Source organism: Gordonia sp. SL306, assembly GCF_026625785.1.
Taxonomy (GTDB): Bacteria; Actinomycetota; Actinomycetes; order Mycobacteriales; family Mycobacteriaceae; genus Gordonia.
In genome coordinates, this window is the sequence record NZ_CP113063.1 from 4,556,498 (window position 1) to 4,574,422 (window position 17,925).

12 protein-coding genes and 2 tRNA genes are annotated in these 17,925 nt (G+C 66.7%); 12 read left to right on the forward strand and 2 right to left on the reverse strand.

Features of this window, described 5'->3' with window-relative positions; genetic code table 11:
- Nucleotides 1-39: 39 nt before the first annotated feature.
- A tRNA-Gly gene (locus OVA31_RS20830) sits at nucleotides 40-113 on the reverse strand.
- Nucleotides 114-328: 215 nt separating this feature from the next.
- Here OVA31_RS20830 and OVA31_RS20835 point away from each other — a divergent pair.
- The 5 genes from OVA31_RS20835 (at nucleotide 329) to clpX (ending at nucleotide 5,048) form a co-directional block, all read left to right on the forward strand.
- Nucleotides 329-402, forward strand: a tRNA-Pro gene (locus OVA31_RS20835).
- 64 nt (nucleotides 403-466) lie between these two features.
- Nucleotides 467-1,837 carry a trigger factor gene (tig, locus tag OVA31_RS20840; RefSeq protein ID WP_267628478.1) on the forward strand — a complete coding sequence of 457 codons (1,371 nt, stop codon included), beginning with the start codon at nucleotides 467-469 and terminating at the stop codon, nucleotides 1,835-1,837.
- Nucleotides 1,838-2,076: 239 nt separating this feature from the next.
- On the forward strand, nucleotides 2,077-2,685 hold the full coding sequence (locus OVA31_RS20845) for an ATP-dependent Clp protease proteolytic subunit (RefSeq protein WP_267628479.1): 609 nt from the start codon (nucleotides 2,077-2,079) through the stop codon (nucleotides 2,683-2,685).
- A gap of 53 nt (nucleotides 2,686-2,738) precedes the next feature.
- Nucleotides 2,739-3,458, forward strand: coding sequence for an ATP-dependent Clp protease proteolytic subunit (locus OVA31_RS20850; protein ID WP_267628480.1), 720 nt, complete (start codon nucleotides 2,739-2,741; stop codon nucleotides 3,456-3,458).
- Nucleotides 3,459-3,767: 309 nt separating this feature from the next.
- The gene (gene clpX, locus OVA31_RS20855) at nucleotides 3,768-5,048 is read left to right on the forward strand and encodes an ATP-dependent Clp protease ATP-binding subunit ClpX (RefSeq protein ID WP_267628481.1); all 1,281 of its coding nucleotides are present in this window, start codon (nucleotides 3,768-3,770) and stop codon (nucleotides 5,046-5,048) included.
- Between the two features lie 119 nt (nucleotides 5,049-5,167).
- On the opposite strand, the gene OVA31_RS20860 is transcribed toward clpX, so the two are convergent.
- Nucleotides 5,168-7,486, reverse strand: coding sequence for an FdhF/YdeP family oxidoreductase (locus OVA31_RS20860; RefSeq protein WP_267628482.1), 2,319 nt, complete (start codon nucleotides 7,484-7,486; stop codon nucleotides 5,168-5,170).
- Nucleotides 7,487-7,534: 48 nt separating this feature from the next.
- Here OVA31_RS20860 and mobA point away from each other — a divergent pair, with 48 nt between their 5' ends.
- From mobA to OVA31_RS20895, 7 genes are all read left to right on the forward strand, one after another.
- Nucleotides 7,535-8,143 carry a molybdenum cofactor guanylyltransferase gene (mobA, locus tag OVA31_RS20865; RefSeq protein ID WP_267628483.1) on the forward strand — a complete coding sequence of 203 codons (609 nt, stop codon included), beginning with the start codon at nucleotides 7,535-7,537 and terminating at the stop codon, nucleotides 8,141-8,143.
- 74 nt (nucleotides 8,144-8,217) lie between these two features.
- Nucleotides 8,218-10,863 (forward strand): valine--tRNA ligase, encoded by a 2,646-nt coding sequence (locus tag OVA31_RS20870; protein ID WP_267628484.1) that lies wholly within the window; start codon nucleotides 8,218-8,220, stop codon nucleotides 10,861-10,863.
- 137 nt (nucleotides 10,864-11,000) lie between these two features.
- Complete coding sequence (gene folC / locus OVA31_RS20875) at nucleotides 11,001-12,536, forward strand: bifunctional tetrahydrofolate synthase/dihydrofolate synthase (protein ID WP_420714225.1); 1,536 nt, start codon at nucleotides 11,001-11,003, stop codon at nucleotides 12,534-12,536.
- Nucleotides 12,533-12,934 carry a DUF4233 domain-containing protein gene (locus OVA31_RS20880; RefSeq protein ID WP_267628485.1) on the forward strand — a complete coding sequence of 134 codons (402 nt, stop codon included), beginning with the start codon at nucleotides 12,533-12,535 and terminating at the stop codon, nucleotides 12,932-12,934. Before folC ends, OVA31_RS20880 begins: the two co-directional genes overlap by 4 nt.
- A gap of 172 nt (nucleotides 12,935-13,106) precedes the next feature.
- Nucleotides 13,107-13,523, forward strand: coding sequence for a hypothetical protein (locus OVA31_RS20885; RefSeq protein ID WP_420714095.1), 417 nt, complete (start codon nucleotides 13,107-13,109; stop codon nucleotides 13,521-13,523).
- A 55-nt stretch (nucleotides 13,524-13,578) separates the two neighbouring features.
- On the forward strand, nucleotides 13,579-13,995 hold the full coding sequence (ndk, locus tag OVA31_RS20890) for a nucleoside-diphosphate kinase (protein WP_190268164.1): 417 nt from the start codon (nucleotides 13,579-13,581) through the stop codon (nucleotides 13,993-13,995).
- 417 nt (nucleotides 13,996-14,412) lie between these two features.
- Entirely contained in the window at nucleotides 14,413-17,802 is a 3,390-nt protein-coding gene (locus OVA31_RS20895; RefSeq protein ID WP_267628486.1) for a translation initiation factor IF-2 N-terminal domain-containing protein, read from the forward strand.
- Nucleotides 17,803-17,925: the final 123 nt, after the last annotated feature.

Consider the following 17,925-nt stretch of genomic DNA (forward strand, 5'->3'; position numbering starts at 1 on the left):
CAGGGCCGAAAGCGCTCGCGATCGAGGTTCCGGGTCGTGTGGAGCGGGTGACGGGAATCGAACCCGCGTAGCTAGTTTGGAAGACTAGGGCTCTACCATTGAGCTACACCCGCGTGCCGCGCCACCGGTGGGATCGCCACCGGCGTCGCGTGCGCACCAGACTGTACCCGGTGGGGTCGGTGATCTCGAAATCGCCTCGTGGGTCGTCATCCGCCCGGGTCGGAGTGCACCCGTTTAGGTCGTCGGCACACCGCCACGTACTATCGTCTGTTGGCCCTGCTCTGCGTTCTCGCCGGTCTCCGGTGTGTGGCGCGACGGAGGGGTCGACCGGGATGTGGCGCAGCTTGGTAGCGCATCCGCTTTGGGAGCGGAGGGTCGCAGGTTCAAATCCTGTCATCCCGACTCAGGTGAACGACCTCGAGACTTGTCATTACCCGACGCAGAAATGCAGATGTTAGGAGCAGGCGTGAAGAGCACCGTCGAGCAGCTGAGCCCGACCCGAGTGAAGCTCAATGTCGAAGTCCCCTTCGAGGAGTTGTCCGGGGAGTTCGACCGGGCCTACAAGTCTCTGGCCCAGCAGATCCGGATCCCGGGCTTCCGTCCGGGTAAAGCGCCCGCGAAGCTGATCGAGGCCCGGGTCGGTCGCGATTCGATCCTCGCCCAGGTGGTCAACGACGCGCTCCCGACCAAGTACTCGCAGGCCGTCGAGGAGACCGACACGAAGGCCATCGGTCAGCCCGAGATCGACCTCGCCGAGCTCGTGTACGGCGATCCGGTCACCTTCACCGCCGAGGTCGACGTCCGTCCGGACGTCGAGCTGCCGGACTACTCGACCCTGGCCGTCGAGGTCGACGCCATCGAGGTCGACGACGCCGAGGTCGAGGAGCAGGTCGAGGGGCTGCGAGCCCGATTCGGCACGCTGAAGGGCGTCGACCGTGGCGCCGAGAACGGTGACTTCGTCTCGATCGATCTGGCCGCCACCGTCGACGGCGAGGCCGTCGAAGAGGCCTCGACCGAGGGCCTGTCGCACGAGGTCGGCTCGGGTCAGCTGATCGAGGGCCTCGACGACGCGCTGGTCGGGATGACGGCCGGCGAGAACAAGGAGTTCACCACCAAGCTCGTCGCCGGCGACCATGCCGGTGAGGACGCCCAGGTGACGGTGACCGTGAACTCGGTCAAGGAGCGCGAACTCCCCGAGCTCGACGACGAGTTCGCCCAGATGGCCAGTGAGTTCGACACCGTGGCCGAACTGCGCGAGAGCCTGGTCGATCGCGTCGAGCAGTCGAAGAAGCTCGAGCAGGCCAACGCGATCCGCGACAAGGTCCTCGAGGAGCTGCTCGAGAAGGTCGAGATCCCGCTGCCGGAGAAGGTCGTCGCCGACGAGATCGAGGGCCAGCAGCACCAGGTGATCCACGCACTCGGGCACGATGACGAGCAGGTTGCCAAGTTCCTCGAGGCGCAGGGCAAGACGCGCGAAGAGTGGGACAACGAGGCTCGCGAGGAGGCCGAGAAGTCGGTCAAGACGCAGTTGCTGCTCGATGCCATCGCCGAGCAGCAGGACACCGAGGTCGGCCAGGACGAGCTGACCCAGCAGATCCTCTTCCAGGCGCAGCGCTACGGGATGCAGCCGCAGGAGTTCATCCAGCAGCTGCAGAACGCCGGCCAGGTCGGCGCGGTCTACGCCGATGTCCGGCGGGGCAAGGCACTCGCCGGGATCGTCTCGGACGTCACCGTGACCGACAGCAAGGGCGCGGCAGTCGACACCGACGAGTTCTTCGGCAAGCCCGAGGAAGCAGCCGACGAAGACGCAGCCGACGACGACAGCGCGGAGAACTGAGTATCCACACCTAGATGCATGAACAGCCGGAGCCGGGTCATCACCCGTCGCCGGCTGTTCTGCTCTCAGCGAAGAGCGGTGTCATCGGGACTGTCCGTCCGGCCGCGTTGGTTAGTGTCGATGAGGACGTCGAGATGGCCACCGGGCTGACCCCGGGCATCGCACAGACGAAGGTAGACCCGTAATCGGTTGACGCGGTCGAGAACCGCATGTCACCACGACAGGCAAAGGTAGGAACTGTGAGTGAGCCGACCATCCACACACCAACGCTGAGTTCGGGAGTGTCGGGGCTGAACCTGACCGACTCCGTGTTCGAGCGACTGCTCCGAGAGCGCATCATCTTCCTCGGCACCCAGGTCGACGACGACATCGCGAACCGGTTGTGCGCGCAGATCCTGTTGCTCGCCGCCGAGGACCCGACGCGCGACATCAACCTCTACATCAATTCACCGGGTGGTTCGGTCACCTCGGGCATGGCCATCTTCGACACGATGCAGCTGGCCGAGTGCGACGTCGCGACCTATGCCATGGGCATGGCGGCGTCGATGGGGCAGTTCCTGTTGGCAGCCGGTACCCCGGGCAAGCGCCACGCACTGCCCCACGCGCGGATCATGATGCACCAGCCGTCGGCGGGCATCGGCGGTACCGCGGCCGACATCGCCATCCAGGCCGAGCAGTTCGCGGCCACCAAGAAGGAGATGAACCGCCTCAACGCCGAGTTCAGTGGGCAGCCGCTGGAGAAGATCGAGGCCGACGCCGATCGTGACAAGTGGTTCACCGCGCAGGAGGCCAAGGACTACGGGCTGGTCGATCACGTGGTCACCCGCGCATCGGTGACGCCGTCCTGATCTCTCCCGACCACCCCAGTCCCACGAGGCCAATCACAGCAACGGAGCACAAGATGACCAACTCCAGCTCTCTCGACTCCCGACTCCCGGGGTCGCTCCCGGCCGACGTCGCGGCCGGTATCCCGGCGTCGGCGCTCGCGCTGCGCGCCATCGAGGCGCGGTACATCCTCCCGCAGTTCATCGAGCACACGCCGAACGGTCAGCGCCAGTACGACCCCTACGCCAAGCTGTTCGAAGAGCGCATCGTCTTCGTCGGTACGCCGATCGATCAGACCGTTGCCAACGACGTGATGGCGCAGCTGCTCGTCCTCGAGTCGCAGGATCCCGATCGCGACATCACGATGTACATCAACTCCCCGGGTGGCAGCGTGCCGGACATGCTCGCGATCTACGACACGATGCAGTACGTGCACTGCGACATCGTGACGGTCTGCCTCGGTGAGGCGGCGTCGGCGGCCGCGATCCTGCTGGCAGGCGGTACACCGGGCAAGCGCGCGGCACTGCCCAACGCGACGATCCTGATCCATCAGCCGCGGACCGGTGGAGCGTATCAGGGGCAGGTCTCCGACCTGGAGATCCAGGCGGCCGAGATCGAACGGATCCGCAACCGACTCGACGAGATCCTCGCCGGGCACACCGGCCAGGACCCCGCGAAGATCCGTAAGGACACCGACCGCGACAACATCCTGACCGCAGACGCGGCCAAGGAATACGGGATCATCGACGAGGTCTTCGAGTACCGCAAGAAGTCGTTCAAGAAGTCGTCGTCCTGACCTAGAGGTACGCACATCGGCTCGACACGCCGGGCCGATGTGCGTGCCCGAGGTCGCCGGCGCGGTCATCCTTGACGTCTGCGCCACAGTGCCTCACCGGACGCCGACGCGCAGGCGAAGATGACGATCAGATAGACAGAAGACGACCGAATCGGGACACGACATTTGTCCTTATCGGTCGAAGTTCGAGCGGCACGCGGGTACCGTCAGGTTGGTGGGCATTCCGATTGTCGGTCGGTAGCCCATGCCCGGCTGCACGCGGAGACCGTCCGCCGGTTCGACCGGAGCAACAAGGAAGGTACAGCACAGATGGCACGAATCGGAGACGGTGGCGATCTGCTGAAGTGCTCTTTCTGCGGAAAGAGTCAGAAGCAGGTCAAGAAGCTGATCGCCGGGCCCGGCGTGTACATCTGTGACGAGTGCATCGACCTGTGCAACGAGATCATCGAGGAAGAACTCGCCGAGAACGGCGATGTGAAACTCGACGAGCTGCCGAAGCCGGTCGAGATCCGCGACTTCCTCGAGAACTACGTCATCGGCCAGGACACCGCCAAGCGCACTCTCGCCGTTGCGGTCTACAACCATTACAAGCGCATCCAGGCCGGCGAGAAGAAGGATTCGCGCAGCGGAGAGACCGTCGAGATCGCGAAGTCCAACATCCTGATGCTCGGACCGACCGGCTGCGGCAAGACCTACCTCGCGCAGACCCTCGCCAAGATGCTCAACGTGCCCTTCGCGATCGCCGATGCCACCGCCCTCACCGAGGCAGGCTACGTCGGCGAAGATGTGGAGAACATCCTCCTCAAGCTGATCCAGGCGGCGGACTACGACGTCAAGCGCGCCGAGACCGGGATCATCTACATCGACGAGGTCGACAAGGTCGCGCGCAAGAGTGAGAACCCCTCGATCACCCGCGACGTGTCGGGGGAGGGTGTGCAGCAGGCGCTGCTGAAGATCCTCGAGGGGACACAGGCATCCGTGCCGCCGCAGGGGGGACGCAAGCATCCCCATCAGGAGTTCATCCAGATCGACACCACCAACGTCTTGTTCATCGTCGCGGGTGCGTTCGCTGGTCTGGAGAAGATCGTCTCCGAGCGAATCGGTAAGCGCGGCATCGGCTTCGGCAACGAGGTGACGAGCAAGGACGACGTCGACACCACCGATCACTTCGCCGAGGTGATGCCGGAAGACTTGATCAAGTTCGGTCTGATCCCCGAGTTCATCGGTCGTCTGCCGATCCTCGCCTCGGTGACCAACCTGGACAAGGACTCGCTCGTGAGCATCCTGTCCGAACCGAAGAACGCGCTGGTGAAGCAGTACACCAAGCTCTTCGAGATGGACAACGTAGAACTCGAGTTCGCCAAGGACGCACTGGAGGCGATCGCCGATCAGGCCATCCACCGCGGCACCGGGGCCCGCGGTCTGCGCGCCATCATGGAGGAAGTCCTGCTGCCGGTGATGTACGACATCCCGAGCCGCGACGACGTCGAGAAGGTCGTCGTGACCGGAGAGACGGTGCGCGACAACGTGCTCCCGACGATCGTCCCGCGCAAGGAAGGTCGCGACGAGCGGCGCGACAAGAGCGCCTGAGTCATAGTCTGCTCCGTCAGGAGTGAGGCCGTCAGCGAGCCTCGAAGGGCCATCAGCCCTTCGAGGCTCGCTGCTTTTCGGGCACCCGTCGCGACGCCCGTGAGTCGACTCCTGCGGTATCAGACGGTGGGACTCGGCTCGAGACGAACGACGACAGCCTTCGACACCGGGGTGTTCGACTCCTTCGCCACCGCACCGAGCGGTACCAGTGGATTGGTCTCCGGGTAGTAGGCGGCGGCGTTGCCGCGCGGCGTCGCGTAGGCGATCACCTCGAATCCCGTGACCCGTCGTTCCTGTACGCCGTCGAGCGCGGCGAACTCCGACACGATGTCCACCCGGTCACCGGCCTTCAGGCCCCAGCTGTCGATGTCGTCGGGGTTCACCATGATGACCCGGCGATTGCCCTTGATGCCGCGGTAGCGATCGTCGTGGCCGTAGATCGTGGTGTTGTACTGGTCATGACTGCGCAACGTCTGCAGGATCAGTCGTCCCTCCGGGACGCGAACCCACTCGAGGGGATTGACGGCGAAGTTTGCGCGGGAGGTGGCGGTGTCGAACTCTCGACGGTCGCGCGGTGGGTGCGGCAGGACGAATCCGTCGGACAGCCGCACGCGGGTGTTGAAGTTCTCGAAGCCGGGAATCACCCGTGAGATGTGCTCGCGTATCACGTCGTAGTCGCCGCGGAACGTCTGCCATGGCACGGCGTGCTCGGATCCCAGAACTGCTGTCGCGAGGTCGCAGACGATGGCCACCTCGCTGTGCAGTTCGGGTGATGTCGGCGGCAGCGAACCCCGGGAGAGATGGACCACCGACATCGAATCCTCCACCGAGACCTGTTGGCGGACACCGTTCACGACGTCCTTGTCGGTACGTCCGAGGGTGGGCAGGATGAGAGCGGCCGTGCCGGTGGCGAGGTGGGACTCGTTGAGTTTGGTGCTGATCTGAACGGTCAGCGAGCACTTCTCGAGCGCCGCCCGGGTGTATTCGGTGTCGGGTGCGGCGGAGACGAAGTTCCCGCCCATCGCGACGAACAGCCGGACGTCACCACGGGCCATCGCGCCGATGGCCGCGACGGTGTCGTACCCGTGTGCACGTGGACTCACGATGCCGAACTCGGCGTCCTGGGCGGCGAGGAACGACTCGGGCATCTTCTCGAAGATCCCCATCGTGCGGTCGCCCTGCACGTTGGAGTGGCCGCGGACCGGACACAGTCCGGCGCCGGGTTTGCCGATCATGCCGCGCAGCAGCAGGACGTTGGTGCCCTCGCCGATGGTGGCCACGGCATGGTGATGCTGGGTGAGACCCATCGCCCAGCAGAGGACTATCCGTTCGGACGACGCGACGGCGTCGGCGAGGTCGACGATCGCCGCACGGCTCAGTCCGGTCGCCTCGAGGATGTCGGCGAAGTCGACGTCATCGAGCAGCCGGAGGTAGTCGTCCACCCCGGCGCAGTGGCGGTCCAGGAACTCCTGGTCGAGAACTGTTCCGGGAGCGGCACGCTCGGCGTCGAGGAGCAGGCGCGCGACGCCGCGGAACAGTGCCATGTCCCCACCGAGGCGAATCTGCAGGAAGTCGTCGGCGAGCTTCACCCCGCGCCCGACCACGCCGCTCACCTTCTGCGGATCCTTGAACCGCATCAGACCGGCCTCGGGCAGCGGATTGATGGCGATGATCCGGGCGCCGTTGTGCTTGGCCTTCTCCAGAGTCGACAGCATGCGCGGATGGTTGGTGCCCGGGTTCTGGCCGGCGATCAGGATCAGGTCGGCGGCCTCGATGTCGGGCACGGTGACCGATCCCTTGCCGATCCCGATCGAGGCGCCGAGCGCCGCGCCGGACGACTCGTGACACATGTTGGAACAGTCGGGGAGGTTGTTGGTGCCGACGCTGCGCGCGAACAGTTGATAGACGAAGGCAGCCTCGTTGCTGGTCCGTCCCGAGGTGTAGAAGACCGCCTCGTCCGGCGACGACATCGCGGTGAACTCGTCGGCGATGATGCTATTCGCCTCGTCCCAGCTGACCGGGCGGTAGTGGGTGTCACCGGCGGCCAGGTACACGGGATGGGTCAGTCGTCCCTGCTGTGACAGCCAATACCCCGACTTCTCACGCAGATCCGCGACCGAGTGGGTGGCGAAGAACTCCGGGGTGACCCGCCGCCTGGTCGCCTCCTCGGCGACGGCCTTGGCCCCGTTCTCGCAGAACTCGGCGTGCTTGCGGTGTCCGGGGGTCTCCGGCCAGGCGCAGCCGGGGCAGTCGAAACCGTCGCGCTGATTGAGCTTGGTGAGTGTTCGCGCCGTGCGCAGCGGCCCCATCTGCTCCAGCCCGCGCGCCAGGGCGACCGCCACCGCGGGCACGCCCGCCGCGTAATCCTTCACATGCGCGATGTGGACGGTGTCGGGTTCGGCGATGGGGGTTTCGTCGCGGGGCTGTGCGGGACTCATATCACCATCTTGCCCCCAGAGACCGGACGCTTCACCGAGACTGGTCCCATGGCGCAACAGGATGCAGAGCAGCGGGTGGCGGGGATCGTGCTGGCGGGCGGACGCTCGCGGCGGATGGGCCGGGACAAGGCGGCACTGGAGTGGGAGGGCGAGCCGATGCTGGCCCGTGTGGTGCGGGTGGTCGGGGAGCGTTGCCAACCGGTGCTGGTGGTGGCGAACGAGGAGTCCGCCGCATACCGGTCGCTGTACGGCACCGGCGGTCCGGAGGCACAGTGGGTCACCGACGAGGCGCCGGGCACGGGTCCGCTCGGCGGGCTCGCGGTCGGACTGGCGAGAGCCGCGGAGGCGGGTGCGGAGTGGGCCTTCGTGTGCGCCACCGACATGCCGTTGATCTCGGTCGACCTCGTCGACGAACTGATGCGCGGCGTGACGACGTCGAACCAGGTGGTGATCGCGACCGACGCTCAGCGCGACCATCCGATGGCCGGTGTCTACCGCACCGACGTGGCCGGGACGCTCGGCCGACTGACCGACGGCGGCGAACGCCGGATGCTGGCCGCACTCGAACTGCTGACCACCCATCGCGTGGCGGTGAGCAACCCCGAGTGGCTCACCAACGTCAACGCGCCGGAGGACCTGCATCGGCTCCACGTGTGAGACACATGCAGGCCTCCCGGCCGAACACGTACGGGCCTGCAGTCCAGTGGGGACCCGTTCCCTAAGATTGTGGGGTGACCACATCCGATCCCACCCGTGAATTGCCGAAGTCCTGGGACCCCGCCGAGCACGAGGGCAGGCTCTATCAGGGCTGGGTGGACGCCGGCTACTTCACGGCCGATGCGACCAGTGACCGGCCGGCCTTCTCCATCGTCATCCCGCCACCGAACGTCAACGGTTCGCTGCACATGGGGCACGCCTACGAGCACGTGCTGATGGACGCACTCGCACGCCGGCGCCGGATGCAAGGGTATGAGGTGTTGTGGCTGCCGGGCATGGACCACGCGGCGATCGCGATGCAGACGATGGTCGAGCGCAAGCTCGCCGGTGAGGGGTTGACGCGCGACGATCTCGGTCGTGAGGCCTTCATCGAACGCGCGTGGACCGAGAAGGCCGAGATCGGCGACAACATCGGTACCCAGATGCGACGGCTGGGCGACAGTGTCGACTGGAGCCGCGAGCGGTTCACCATGGACGACGGACTGTCCCGCGCGGTGCAGACGGTGTTCAAGCAGATGTTCGACGACGGGCTGATCTACCGCGCGGAGCGACTGGTCAACTGGTCGCCGGTGCTCAAGACCGCGATCAGTGACATCGAGGTCAGCTATGCCGACGTCGAGGGCGAACTCGTCAGCTTCCGATACGGCAGTCTCGACGACGGGCAGCCTCATATCGTCGTCGCCACCACCCGCCTGGAGACGATGCTCGGCGACACGGCGATCGCCGTGCATCCCGACGACGAGCGCTACGCGCATCTGATCGGCACCGAACTCGAGCATCCGTTCTCCGACCGGATGATCCCGGTGATAGCCGACGACTACGTCGACCCCGAATTCGGTAGTGGTGCAGTGAAGATCACGCCCGCCCACGACCCCAACGACTTCGCGATCGGGCAGCGACACGACCTGCCCATGCCCACGATCATGGACGACGAGGCCCGGATAGCCGACACCGGGACACCGTTCGACGGCATGGACCGGTTCGAAGCGCGGGTCAAGGTGCGCGAGGCCCTCGCCGAGCAGGGGCGCATCGTCAAAGAGGTGCGGCCCTACCTGCACAGCGTGGGTCACTCCGAGCGCACCGGGGAGCCGATCGAACCGCGACTGTCCATGCAGTGGTGGGTCAAGGTCGAGTCCCTGGCCAAGGCGGCAGGTGACGCGGTCCGCAACGGCGACACCGTGATCCATCCGATATCGATGGAACCACGCTGGTTCGGCTGGGTCGACAGCATGTACGACTGGTGCATCTCACGACAGTTGTGGTGGGGCCATCGCATCCCGATCTGGTACGGCCCGGATGGTGACGTGGTGTGCGTCGGTCCCGACGACCAGGCGCCGGAGGGATACGTGCAGGACACCGACGTCCTCGACACGTGGTTCTCGTCCGGGCTGTGGCCCTTTTCCACGATGGGCTGGCCCGAGAAGACACCCGATCTCGAGAAGTTCTATCCCACTTCGGTTCTCGTCACGGGTTACGACATCCTGTTCTTCTGGGTGGCCCGGATGATGATGTTCGGGACCTACGTCGCACCGCAGCTGGGCGAAGATGACAAGGTCCCGTTCCACAATCTGTTCCTGCACGGCTTGGTCCGCGATGAGCACGGTCGCAAGATGTCGAAGTCGAAGGGCAACGGCATCGATCCGCTGGACTGGGTGGAGCGATTCGGCGCCGACGCCCTGCGTTTCACGCTCGCACGTGGCGCCAACCCGGGCAGTGACATCTCGGTGGGCGAGGACCACGCCCAGTCGTCGCGCAACTTCGCCACCAAGCTGTTCAACGCGACCAAGTTCGCGATGATGAACGGGGCGGCCCTCGGAGATCTGCCGGAGCGATCCACCCTCACCGAGGCGGATCGCTGGATTCTGGATCGCCTCGCGACCGTTCGTGCCGAGGCCGACGCGGGTTTCGAATCCTACGAGTTCTCCAAGGCCTGCGAGGCGCTGTACCACTTCGCTTGGGACGAGGTGTGTGACTGGTACCTGGAGCTGGCGAAGGTCCAGTACGCCGAGAACGACACAGAGCGTTCGCGGTCGACCTCGTTGGTGCTCGGCACAGTGCTCGACAGCCTGCTGCGTCTGCTGCATCCGGTTATGCCGTTTGTCACGGAGGCATTGTGGACGGCGCTGACCGGCCAGACGTCGGTCGTGGTAGCCGAGTGGCCCCAGGGCGACGATGCTGAAGGCGACGTCGCGGCGGCACGGCACATAGACGACCTCCAGCGCCTCATCACCGAGGTCCGTCGTTTCCGCAGTGACCAGGGACTGAAGCCGGGGCAGCGGGTCGCGGCCGAGATCGACGGCCTCGACGTCGCCGGACTGGCGCCGTCCCGCGCCTACCTCGATTCCCTCGCGCGTCTCGAACCCGCGGGTGACGACTTCTCGGCCACCGCAACCATCGACGTCCGGCTGTCGGCGACCACGGTGACCGTGCGGATCGACACGTCGGGAACGGTCGACGTGGCGGCCGAGCGCAAACGCCTGACCAAGGACCTCGCCGCTGCGGAGAAGGAATTGGCAGGCACCACAGCGAAACTCGGCAACGAGCAGTTCCTGTCCAAGGCCCCCGACCACGTCGTCGCGAAGATCCGCGACCGGCAGCAGGTCGCCACGGAGGAAGTCGAACGACTCGGTGCCGCCCTCGATGCGTTGAGCGGCTCGTGAGTCCGCGCGAGCGGGGACACGGCAGCGCCGACGACGAGGACGTCGACGACATCGACCGTGACCACCTCGGCGAGGATCCGCTCGACCGCGCTGAGATCGATGTGGATCCGCTCGGTGCCGCTCCGCTGCCGACCGACCTGGGGTCCCTGCTCGCCGGCCGCGGTGGAGCACCCGACGACCTCTACGCCGACGACGTCGCCGACGACGACGGATCCGGGTACGAAGAGTCCGCGGACGATGACGGCGATCGTGCGCAATCGCCGGTCAACGCAGGCCCGCGCGACGACGCGGCGACGCTGGCCGAGCTCGCGGAGCTCGAGGCCGAGCTCGACACGCGCTGGCCGGAGACCAGGATCGAGCCGTCGCTGACCCGCATCTCGGCGCTGATGGATCTGCTCGGTTCGCCGCAGAACAGCTATCCCGCGATCCACGTTGCGGGTACCAACGGCAAGACGTCGGTCACCCGTATGGTCGATGCGTTGCTCATCGCACTGCACCGACGGACCGGTCGCATCACCAGCCCGCACCTGCAACGGGTCACCGAGCGGATCTCGGTGGACGGCAGGCCGATCAGCGCGCGGCACTACATCGACACCTACCGCGAACTCGAGCCCTACATCACCATGGTCGACGACTCCTCGACCGCGACCGGTGGACCACGGATGAGCAAGTTCGAGGTCCTCATCGCGATGTCGTATGCGGTGTTCGCCGAGGCGCCGGTGGACGTCGCCGTCGTGGAGACCGGGATGGGTGGACGCTGGGATGCCACGAACGTCATCGACGCCGCCGTCGCGGTGATCACGCCGATCGCCATGGACCACGCCGACTATCTGGGCGACTCCCTCGGTGCGATCGCATCCGAGAAAGCCGGGATCATCAAGAAGGCCGCCGCCGACGAACTCCTGCCCACCGACCCGGTCACGATCATCGCGACGCAGGAACCCGAGGTGTCCGACGTGCTGCTGCGGCAGGCAGTCGAATCGGAGACGATCGTCGCGAGGCAGAACTCCGAGTTCGCGGTGCTCGACTCGATGACCGCCGTCGGGGGTCAGCTGTTGCGCCTGCAGGGACTCGGCGGTGTCTACGACGAGGTCTTCCTCCCGCTGCACGGCGCCCACCAGGCGGCCAATGCCGCGCTGGCGTTGGCCGCGGTCGAGGCGTTCTTCGGCGCCGGTGCCGATCGGCAACTCGACATCGACGCGATCCGTGCGGGTTTCGCATCGGTGACGAGTCCGGGGCGTCTCGAGCGGGTGCGGAGCGCACCCACCGTCTTCGTCGACGCCGCGCACAATCCGCACGGCGCCACCGCGCTGGCCCAGGCGTTGGCCGAGGAATTCGATTTCCGACGTCTCGTGGGCGTCATCGGCATGCTCGGCGACAAGGACGCCGAGGGCTTCCTGGAGGCCGTCGAGCCGGTGTTCGACCAGATCGTGCTGACCAACAACGGTTCTCCGCGGGCGGTGGACACGGAGTCACTCGCCGAGATCGCGCGACCGATCTTCGGGGATGACCGAATCGTGGTGAAGCCCTTCCTGCCGGACGCGGTTGAGACGGCGATCGGCCTGGCCGAGGAATCCGAGGGTGAGCCCGTTTCCGGTGCGGGCGTGGTGATCACCGGGTCGGTGGTCACCGCAGGTGCTGCGCGCACCCTGTTCGGCAAGGAGCCCACATGACTGAACCGGTTCGGTTCACCCCGCCGGCCAACGACCCGTGGAAGGGGCTGCGTGGCGTGATGGCCGGCACCCTGATACTCGAGGTCATCGTGCTCGGGCTGGCATTCCCGATCGTGGCGAACATCGGCTCTGGCCTGACGTGGCTGTCGGGCGTCTATCTGGGCGTCGTCGTCCTCGCCCACATCCTGGCGGCCGGATTGCAGGGCCGACCGTATGCGCTGCGACTCGACCTGGCGCTCCAGGTCCTGGTGATCGTCGGCGGCGTCTTCCACTGGTCGATCGCCGTGATCGGGGTGATCTTCCTCTGCGTGTGGATCTACATCGCGTACATCAAGCACGACGTGGAGGTCCGGATCGCCCGGGGGATGCTGCCCGGTCAGCAACCGCTCGACGGCTGACCTCTCCGTTTCGGCAACCACCAGGCCGGGTTCGGCGAGTGCAACACGTGTTGCCCGACTGTGACCTCGGAGCCCTCGCTTTTGGTGCGGCGAGCCTGTGACAATGTCGCTGCCGGGGGGCGCTTTTTCGTGCGTTCCCTGTGTTCCGACTTCCAGTGATGTGAGGAAACGCTTGTCTGTCAACACCCGCTTTCACCGCCCCTTGGCCACCGCCGCAATGGCGCTGGCCGTGATCGGATCGTCGCTGGCCGCCGGTGCCGCCAACGCTGCGCCGCCCGTCGACCCGGCGGATCTGCCGGTGGCCGACGCGCCGATGCCCGTGTCGGAGGGGGAGTACAGCTACGTCGCCACCCACGACGTCACCATGCGCGCGGCTTCGATGAAGGTTCCTGACGCGGTCGCGTCCCTGCCGGTGCCGGCTCAGTACCGTCCGGCGAACCTCGCACTCGCGGCCCAATTCGACATGGCGCTCGCCGGCGCTCTCAAGTCCCCGGGTGGTTGTCTGCAGATCGTCGTGGATCCGCGCGCGAAGTCGGGCAACCTGTTCAACTACGGATTCTTCCCGGTCGCCGGGACTTACTGCCAGTGACTCGTGGCGCGTGGGAGCGAAGCGAGCCGGCAGACCGCAACGATAAGGTGACGTCGTGACTGAACGGACTCTGGTACTCATCAAGCCCGACGGCGTCGAGCGGTCGCTGGTCGGCGACATCATCAGCCGGATCGAGCGCAAGGGATTGACCCTCGTGGCGCTGGAACTCAAGACCGTGAGCGACGACGTCGCGCGCGGGCACTACGCCGAACACGAGGGCAAGCCCTTCTACCCGTCGTTGCTGGAGTTCATCACCTCCGGCCCGTTGGTCGCCGCGGTGCTCGAAGGGCCGCGGGCGGTGGCCGCGTTCCGTCAGATCGCCGGTGGTACCGACCCGGTCGAGAAGGCCGTCCCGGGAACGATCCGTGGCGACTTTGCCTTGAGCACGCAGACCAATCTGGTGCACGGCTCGGACTCGCCGGAGTCTGCCGAGCGCGAGATCGCGCTGTGGTTCCCTGACCTGGGCATCTGACCGACGCCTCACCCGCGTTGCTCGTGCCGCGGAGACCCCGGCAGTGAGCAAACCCGCATAGTGTGCGGGGATCGACTCGTGGTGTGGGATACTTGCAGAGTTGTCGGTGACACACTTTGTCGCCGGCAACCGGATGACGCCTCCGGTATCGGTCACCCCGATCACCCGTCTTCCCCATCAGGCTCGGGCTGCCGTGGCAGCCGGACGGCTGGCTCGAACGCCCGCGGCCCGATGGCGTGGAAGACCTGACCGGTTGAGGTCATCAACAACGCAAGGCGCCGCCTCGTGACCAGTTGTTGCAGGTCGCGGAGAAGGCGCGAAGACCACACAACACCGGTCCACCAGAGACCGGGACACAGAGTGAAGCCCTCGCGTGGCCGCGTCAGCCCGACGCGCCCGGGGGCTCGAGGAGACTGAGTGACCGACAACGGGTCGCCGACTGACGCGAACGCATCGTCAGGATCGGCGGAAGAATTTCCCAGCAGGCTTCGCGTGCATGCTCTGGCCAGGACCTTGGGCCTGACCAGCAGACAAGTGCTCGCGCACCTGACCGAGCTGGGGGTGGAGACACGTAGCCCCCAATCCAGCATCGACCGCGAGGTCGCACAGCGGGTCGCCGACCGGGTCCGCGCGCACGTCGAGGTCGACGAGGCCGCCGTCGAGGCGGTCGAGGACGCGGCCGACACCGCCGGGACCGACGAGTCGGGGCAACCCGAGGTCGAGCCCGTCGGCCCGGACACCGCTGAGACCACGCCCGCCGAGACAACTCCGGCCGCAACCGACGCACCGGCCGCCGAGAGCCCGGCCGCTGACATCGAGGCCGCCGCCGACGAATCGGAGGTGTCCTCGACTCCAACCCCCGAGACCGGCGGCATGCCGTCGTTGTTCTCGTCGGTTGAGCAGACCCAACACCAGCCGATCTCCGCCGCCGAGGTGGCCGTGTCGCAGCCGCTGTTCCTCTCGCCTCAGGCGGTCGAGCCCGTGAAGCGCGCGCAGCGCCAGGCGAAGGCCGTGGAGAAGAAGCAACCCGAGGAGAAGCAACCCGAGGACAAGAAGTCCCAGGGGGCGAAGCCAGACAGCGCAAAGTCGGACAGCGCACAGTCAGACGGCGCGAAGTCCGACAGGGCGAGCGACGACGAGGCCGGCGCCGGCAAGGCCGACGATGTCGACGCCGACAAGACACGCGATGACGACAACGGGCGCGACGACGACTCGGGCGGCGATGGCGACCGCGGGTCGCGTCGGCGCCGTCGTGGCCGCCGCGGACGAGGCCGTGGCCGGGGCGATCAGGCCGACACGGGCACCGACGACACATCCGACTCCACCGACGAGGACTCCGACGACGAGTCAGCCGATGCCGCCGGCGACGACAGGAGTGCGCGTCCGTCCGGCAAGAAGAGCAAGAAGGCCAAGGCCAAGGACAAGGACCGCGACTCGGACGACGGGGAGAGCAGGGACGACGAGGGCGAGGCAACCGACGACGCCGAGGACGGTTCGGGCTCGGAGGACTCCGACCAGAACTCGTCCAAGCGGCGTCGACGTCGCCGCCGCCGAAAGGGCGGTGCGGACGACGCCGAGGACGCCTCGCCGGACGATCCGCCGAACACCGTGGTGCACGAGCGCGAGCCGCGCAGCAAGCGAGCACGCGACGAGGTGCAGGGCATCTCCGGTTCCACTCGACTCGAGGCCAAGCGTCAGCGTCGGCGTGACGGCCGTGACGCGGGTCGTCGACGACCACCGATTCTGAGCGAGTCGGAGTTCCTGGCGCGACGGGAGGCCGTCGACCGGGTGATGGTGGTGCGCGAGCGCAGCGCGAACAGCTCGATCACCGTGGGGGCGAACCCCGGCGACCACGGGCACGACCAGGCCGTGCCGGTCGAGGACTACACACAGGTCGCCGTGCTGGAGGACGGGGTGCTCGTCGAGCACTTCGTGACCACCGAGACCTCGTCGTCGATGGTCGGCAACATTTACCTCGGCCGCGTACAGAACGTGCTGCCCGGGATGGAAGCCGCATTCGTCGACATCGGTCGCGGGCGCAACGGCGTGCTCTATGCCGGCGAGGTCAACTGGGACGCCGCCGGACTCGACGGCGGGTCACGAAAGATCGAGCAGGCCCTCAAGCCGGGCGACAACGTCCTCGTCCAGGTCAGCAAGGACCCGGTCGGGCACAAGGGTGCGCGCCTGACGACGCAGATCTCGCTGGCCGGCCGCTACCTCGTCTACGTACCAGGCGGTTCGTCGACGGGTATCAGCCGCAAGCTGCCCGACGTCGAGCGCAAACGGCTCAAGAGCATCCTGGGCAAACTCGTCCCCGACGACGCAGGCGTGATCATCCGCACCGCCTCCGAGGGCGTCAGTGCCGAGGATCTCGGCGCCGACATCGAGCGCCTCGAAGGTCAGTGGAAAGAGATCGACGCCGCGGTCGGCAAGGCCAAGGGCGGATCCGGTTCGACCTCGCCCCAGGCTCTGTACGAAGAGCCGGACCTGCTGGTGCGGGTCGTGCGCGACCTGTTCAACGAGGACTTCAAGAAGCTCGTCGTCGAGGGGCAGAAGGCGTGGGATCTGGTCCAGCGCTACATCGGCGCGGTGGCACCGGATCTGATGGATCGGGTCGAGCGATTCGAGCGTGCGCACGCCGACGCGCCGGACTCGTTCGTCGTGCACCGGATCGATGAGCAGCTCGCGAAGGCGCTCGATCGCAAGGTCTGGCTGCCCTCGGGTGGCACGCTGATCATCGAACACACCGAGGCCATGACCGTGGTCGACGTGAACACCGGAAAGTTCACCGGGTCCGGCGGAAACCTCGAGGAGACCGTCACCCGCAACAACCTCGAGGCCGCCGAGGAGATCGTGCGGCAGATGCGTCTGCGCGACATCGGCGGCATGATCATCGTCGACTTCATCGACATGGTCCTCGAATCCAACCGTGACCTCGTCCTGCGCCGCCTGACCGAGGCGCTCGCACGCGACCGGACCAGGCATCAGGTCTCCGAGGTGACATCGCTCGGGCTGGTGCAGATGACGCGCAAGCGTCTCGGTACGGGACTGCTCGAGGCCTTCTCCACGACGTGCACCCATTGCAGCGGACGCGGCATCATCGTGCACGCGAATCCGGTCGAGGTTCGATCCGACGACACCGCGCGGTCCGACGGCGGCGGTGGATCGAAGCGATCGCGGCGTAATCGTCGCAAGGCCGAGCCGACACCCGAGACGCAGAAACCTGCACACAATCCGGCCGAACATCCGATGTTCCGCGCGATGGCGGCCCACACCCACGATCACGACGGCGAGCACGAGTCGCACGAGGTTCACGGCGAATCGGAAGTGAAGGCGGACACCGCGGCCGACCAGGAAGATGCTGCTCAGGGCGACCACGCCGACGTGGTCGAGAAAACCACGAAGGTCTCGGTGGAGAAGCCGGCCGACGGAGACTCTCGTGACGCAGATTCCCGGGACACCAGCGTGAGTTCCGAGCCCCGCACGGCCGCGAGCGAGTCCGTGGCCGCGCCGGAGACCACACCGAGCAAGCACGAGGACGCGGCGACGGCGGCCTCGGAGGCCGAGCCGACGCCCGGCAGTGCGCCGAAACGCCGACGTCGGGTGGTCCGCCAGGCGGCCTCCCCGCCGACGGCGTCGGAGCCGGTGGTCCTCACCGCCGACACCGACGGATCGTCGTCGGGACCGAAGACCACGTTCGGGCCGGTCGGCGGAACCGCGTCGTCCGAGGCCGCCGTTGCGGTCCGGCGTCGCCCTCGTCGCCGGACGGCAGGCAGGCCTGCCGGCCCGCCACCGGCGGAGGAATGAGGATGACGACCGCTGTGAGCAGGTCGGGAGGCTACACGTGAGTTTGACCCGAGCGACGACGGTCCCGTAATCTTGATTGGTCGCCTTCCGCGGAGGGCTTGCGCTGTGCCCGGAACCTCCAGG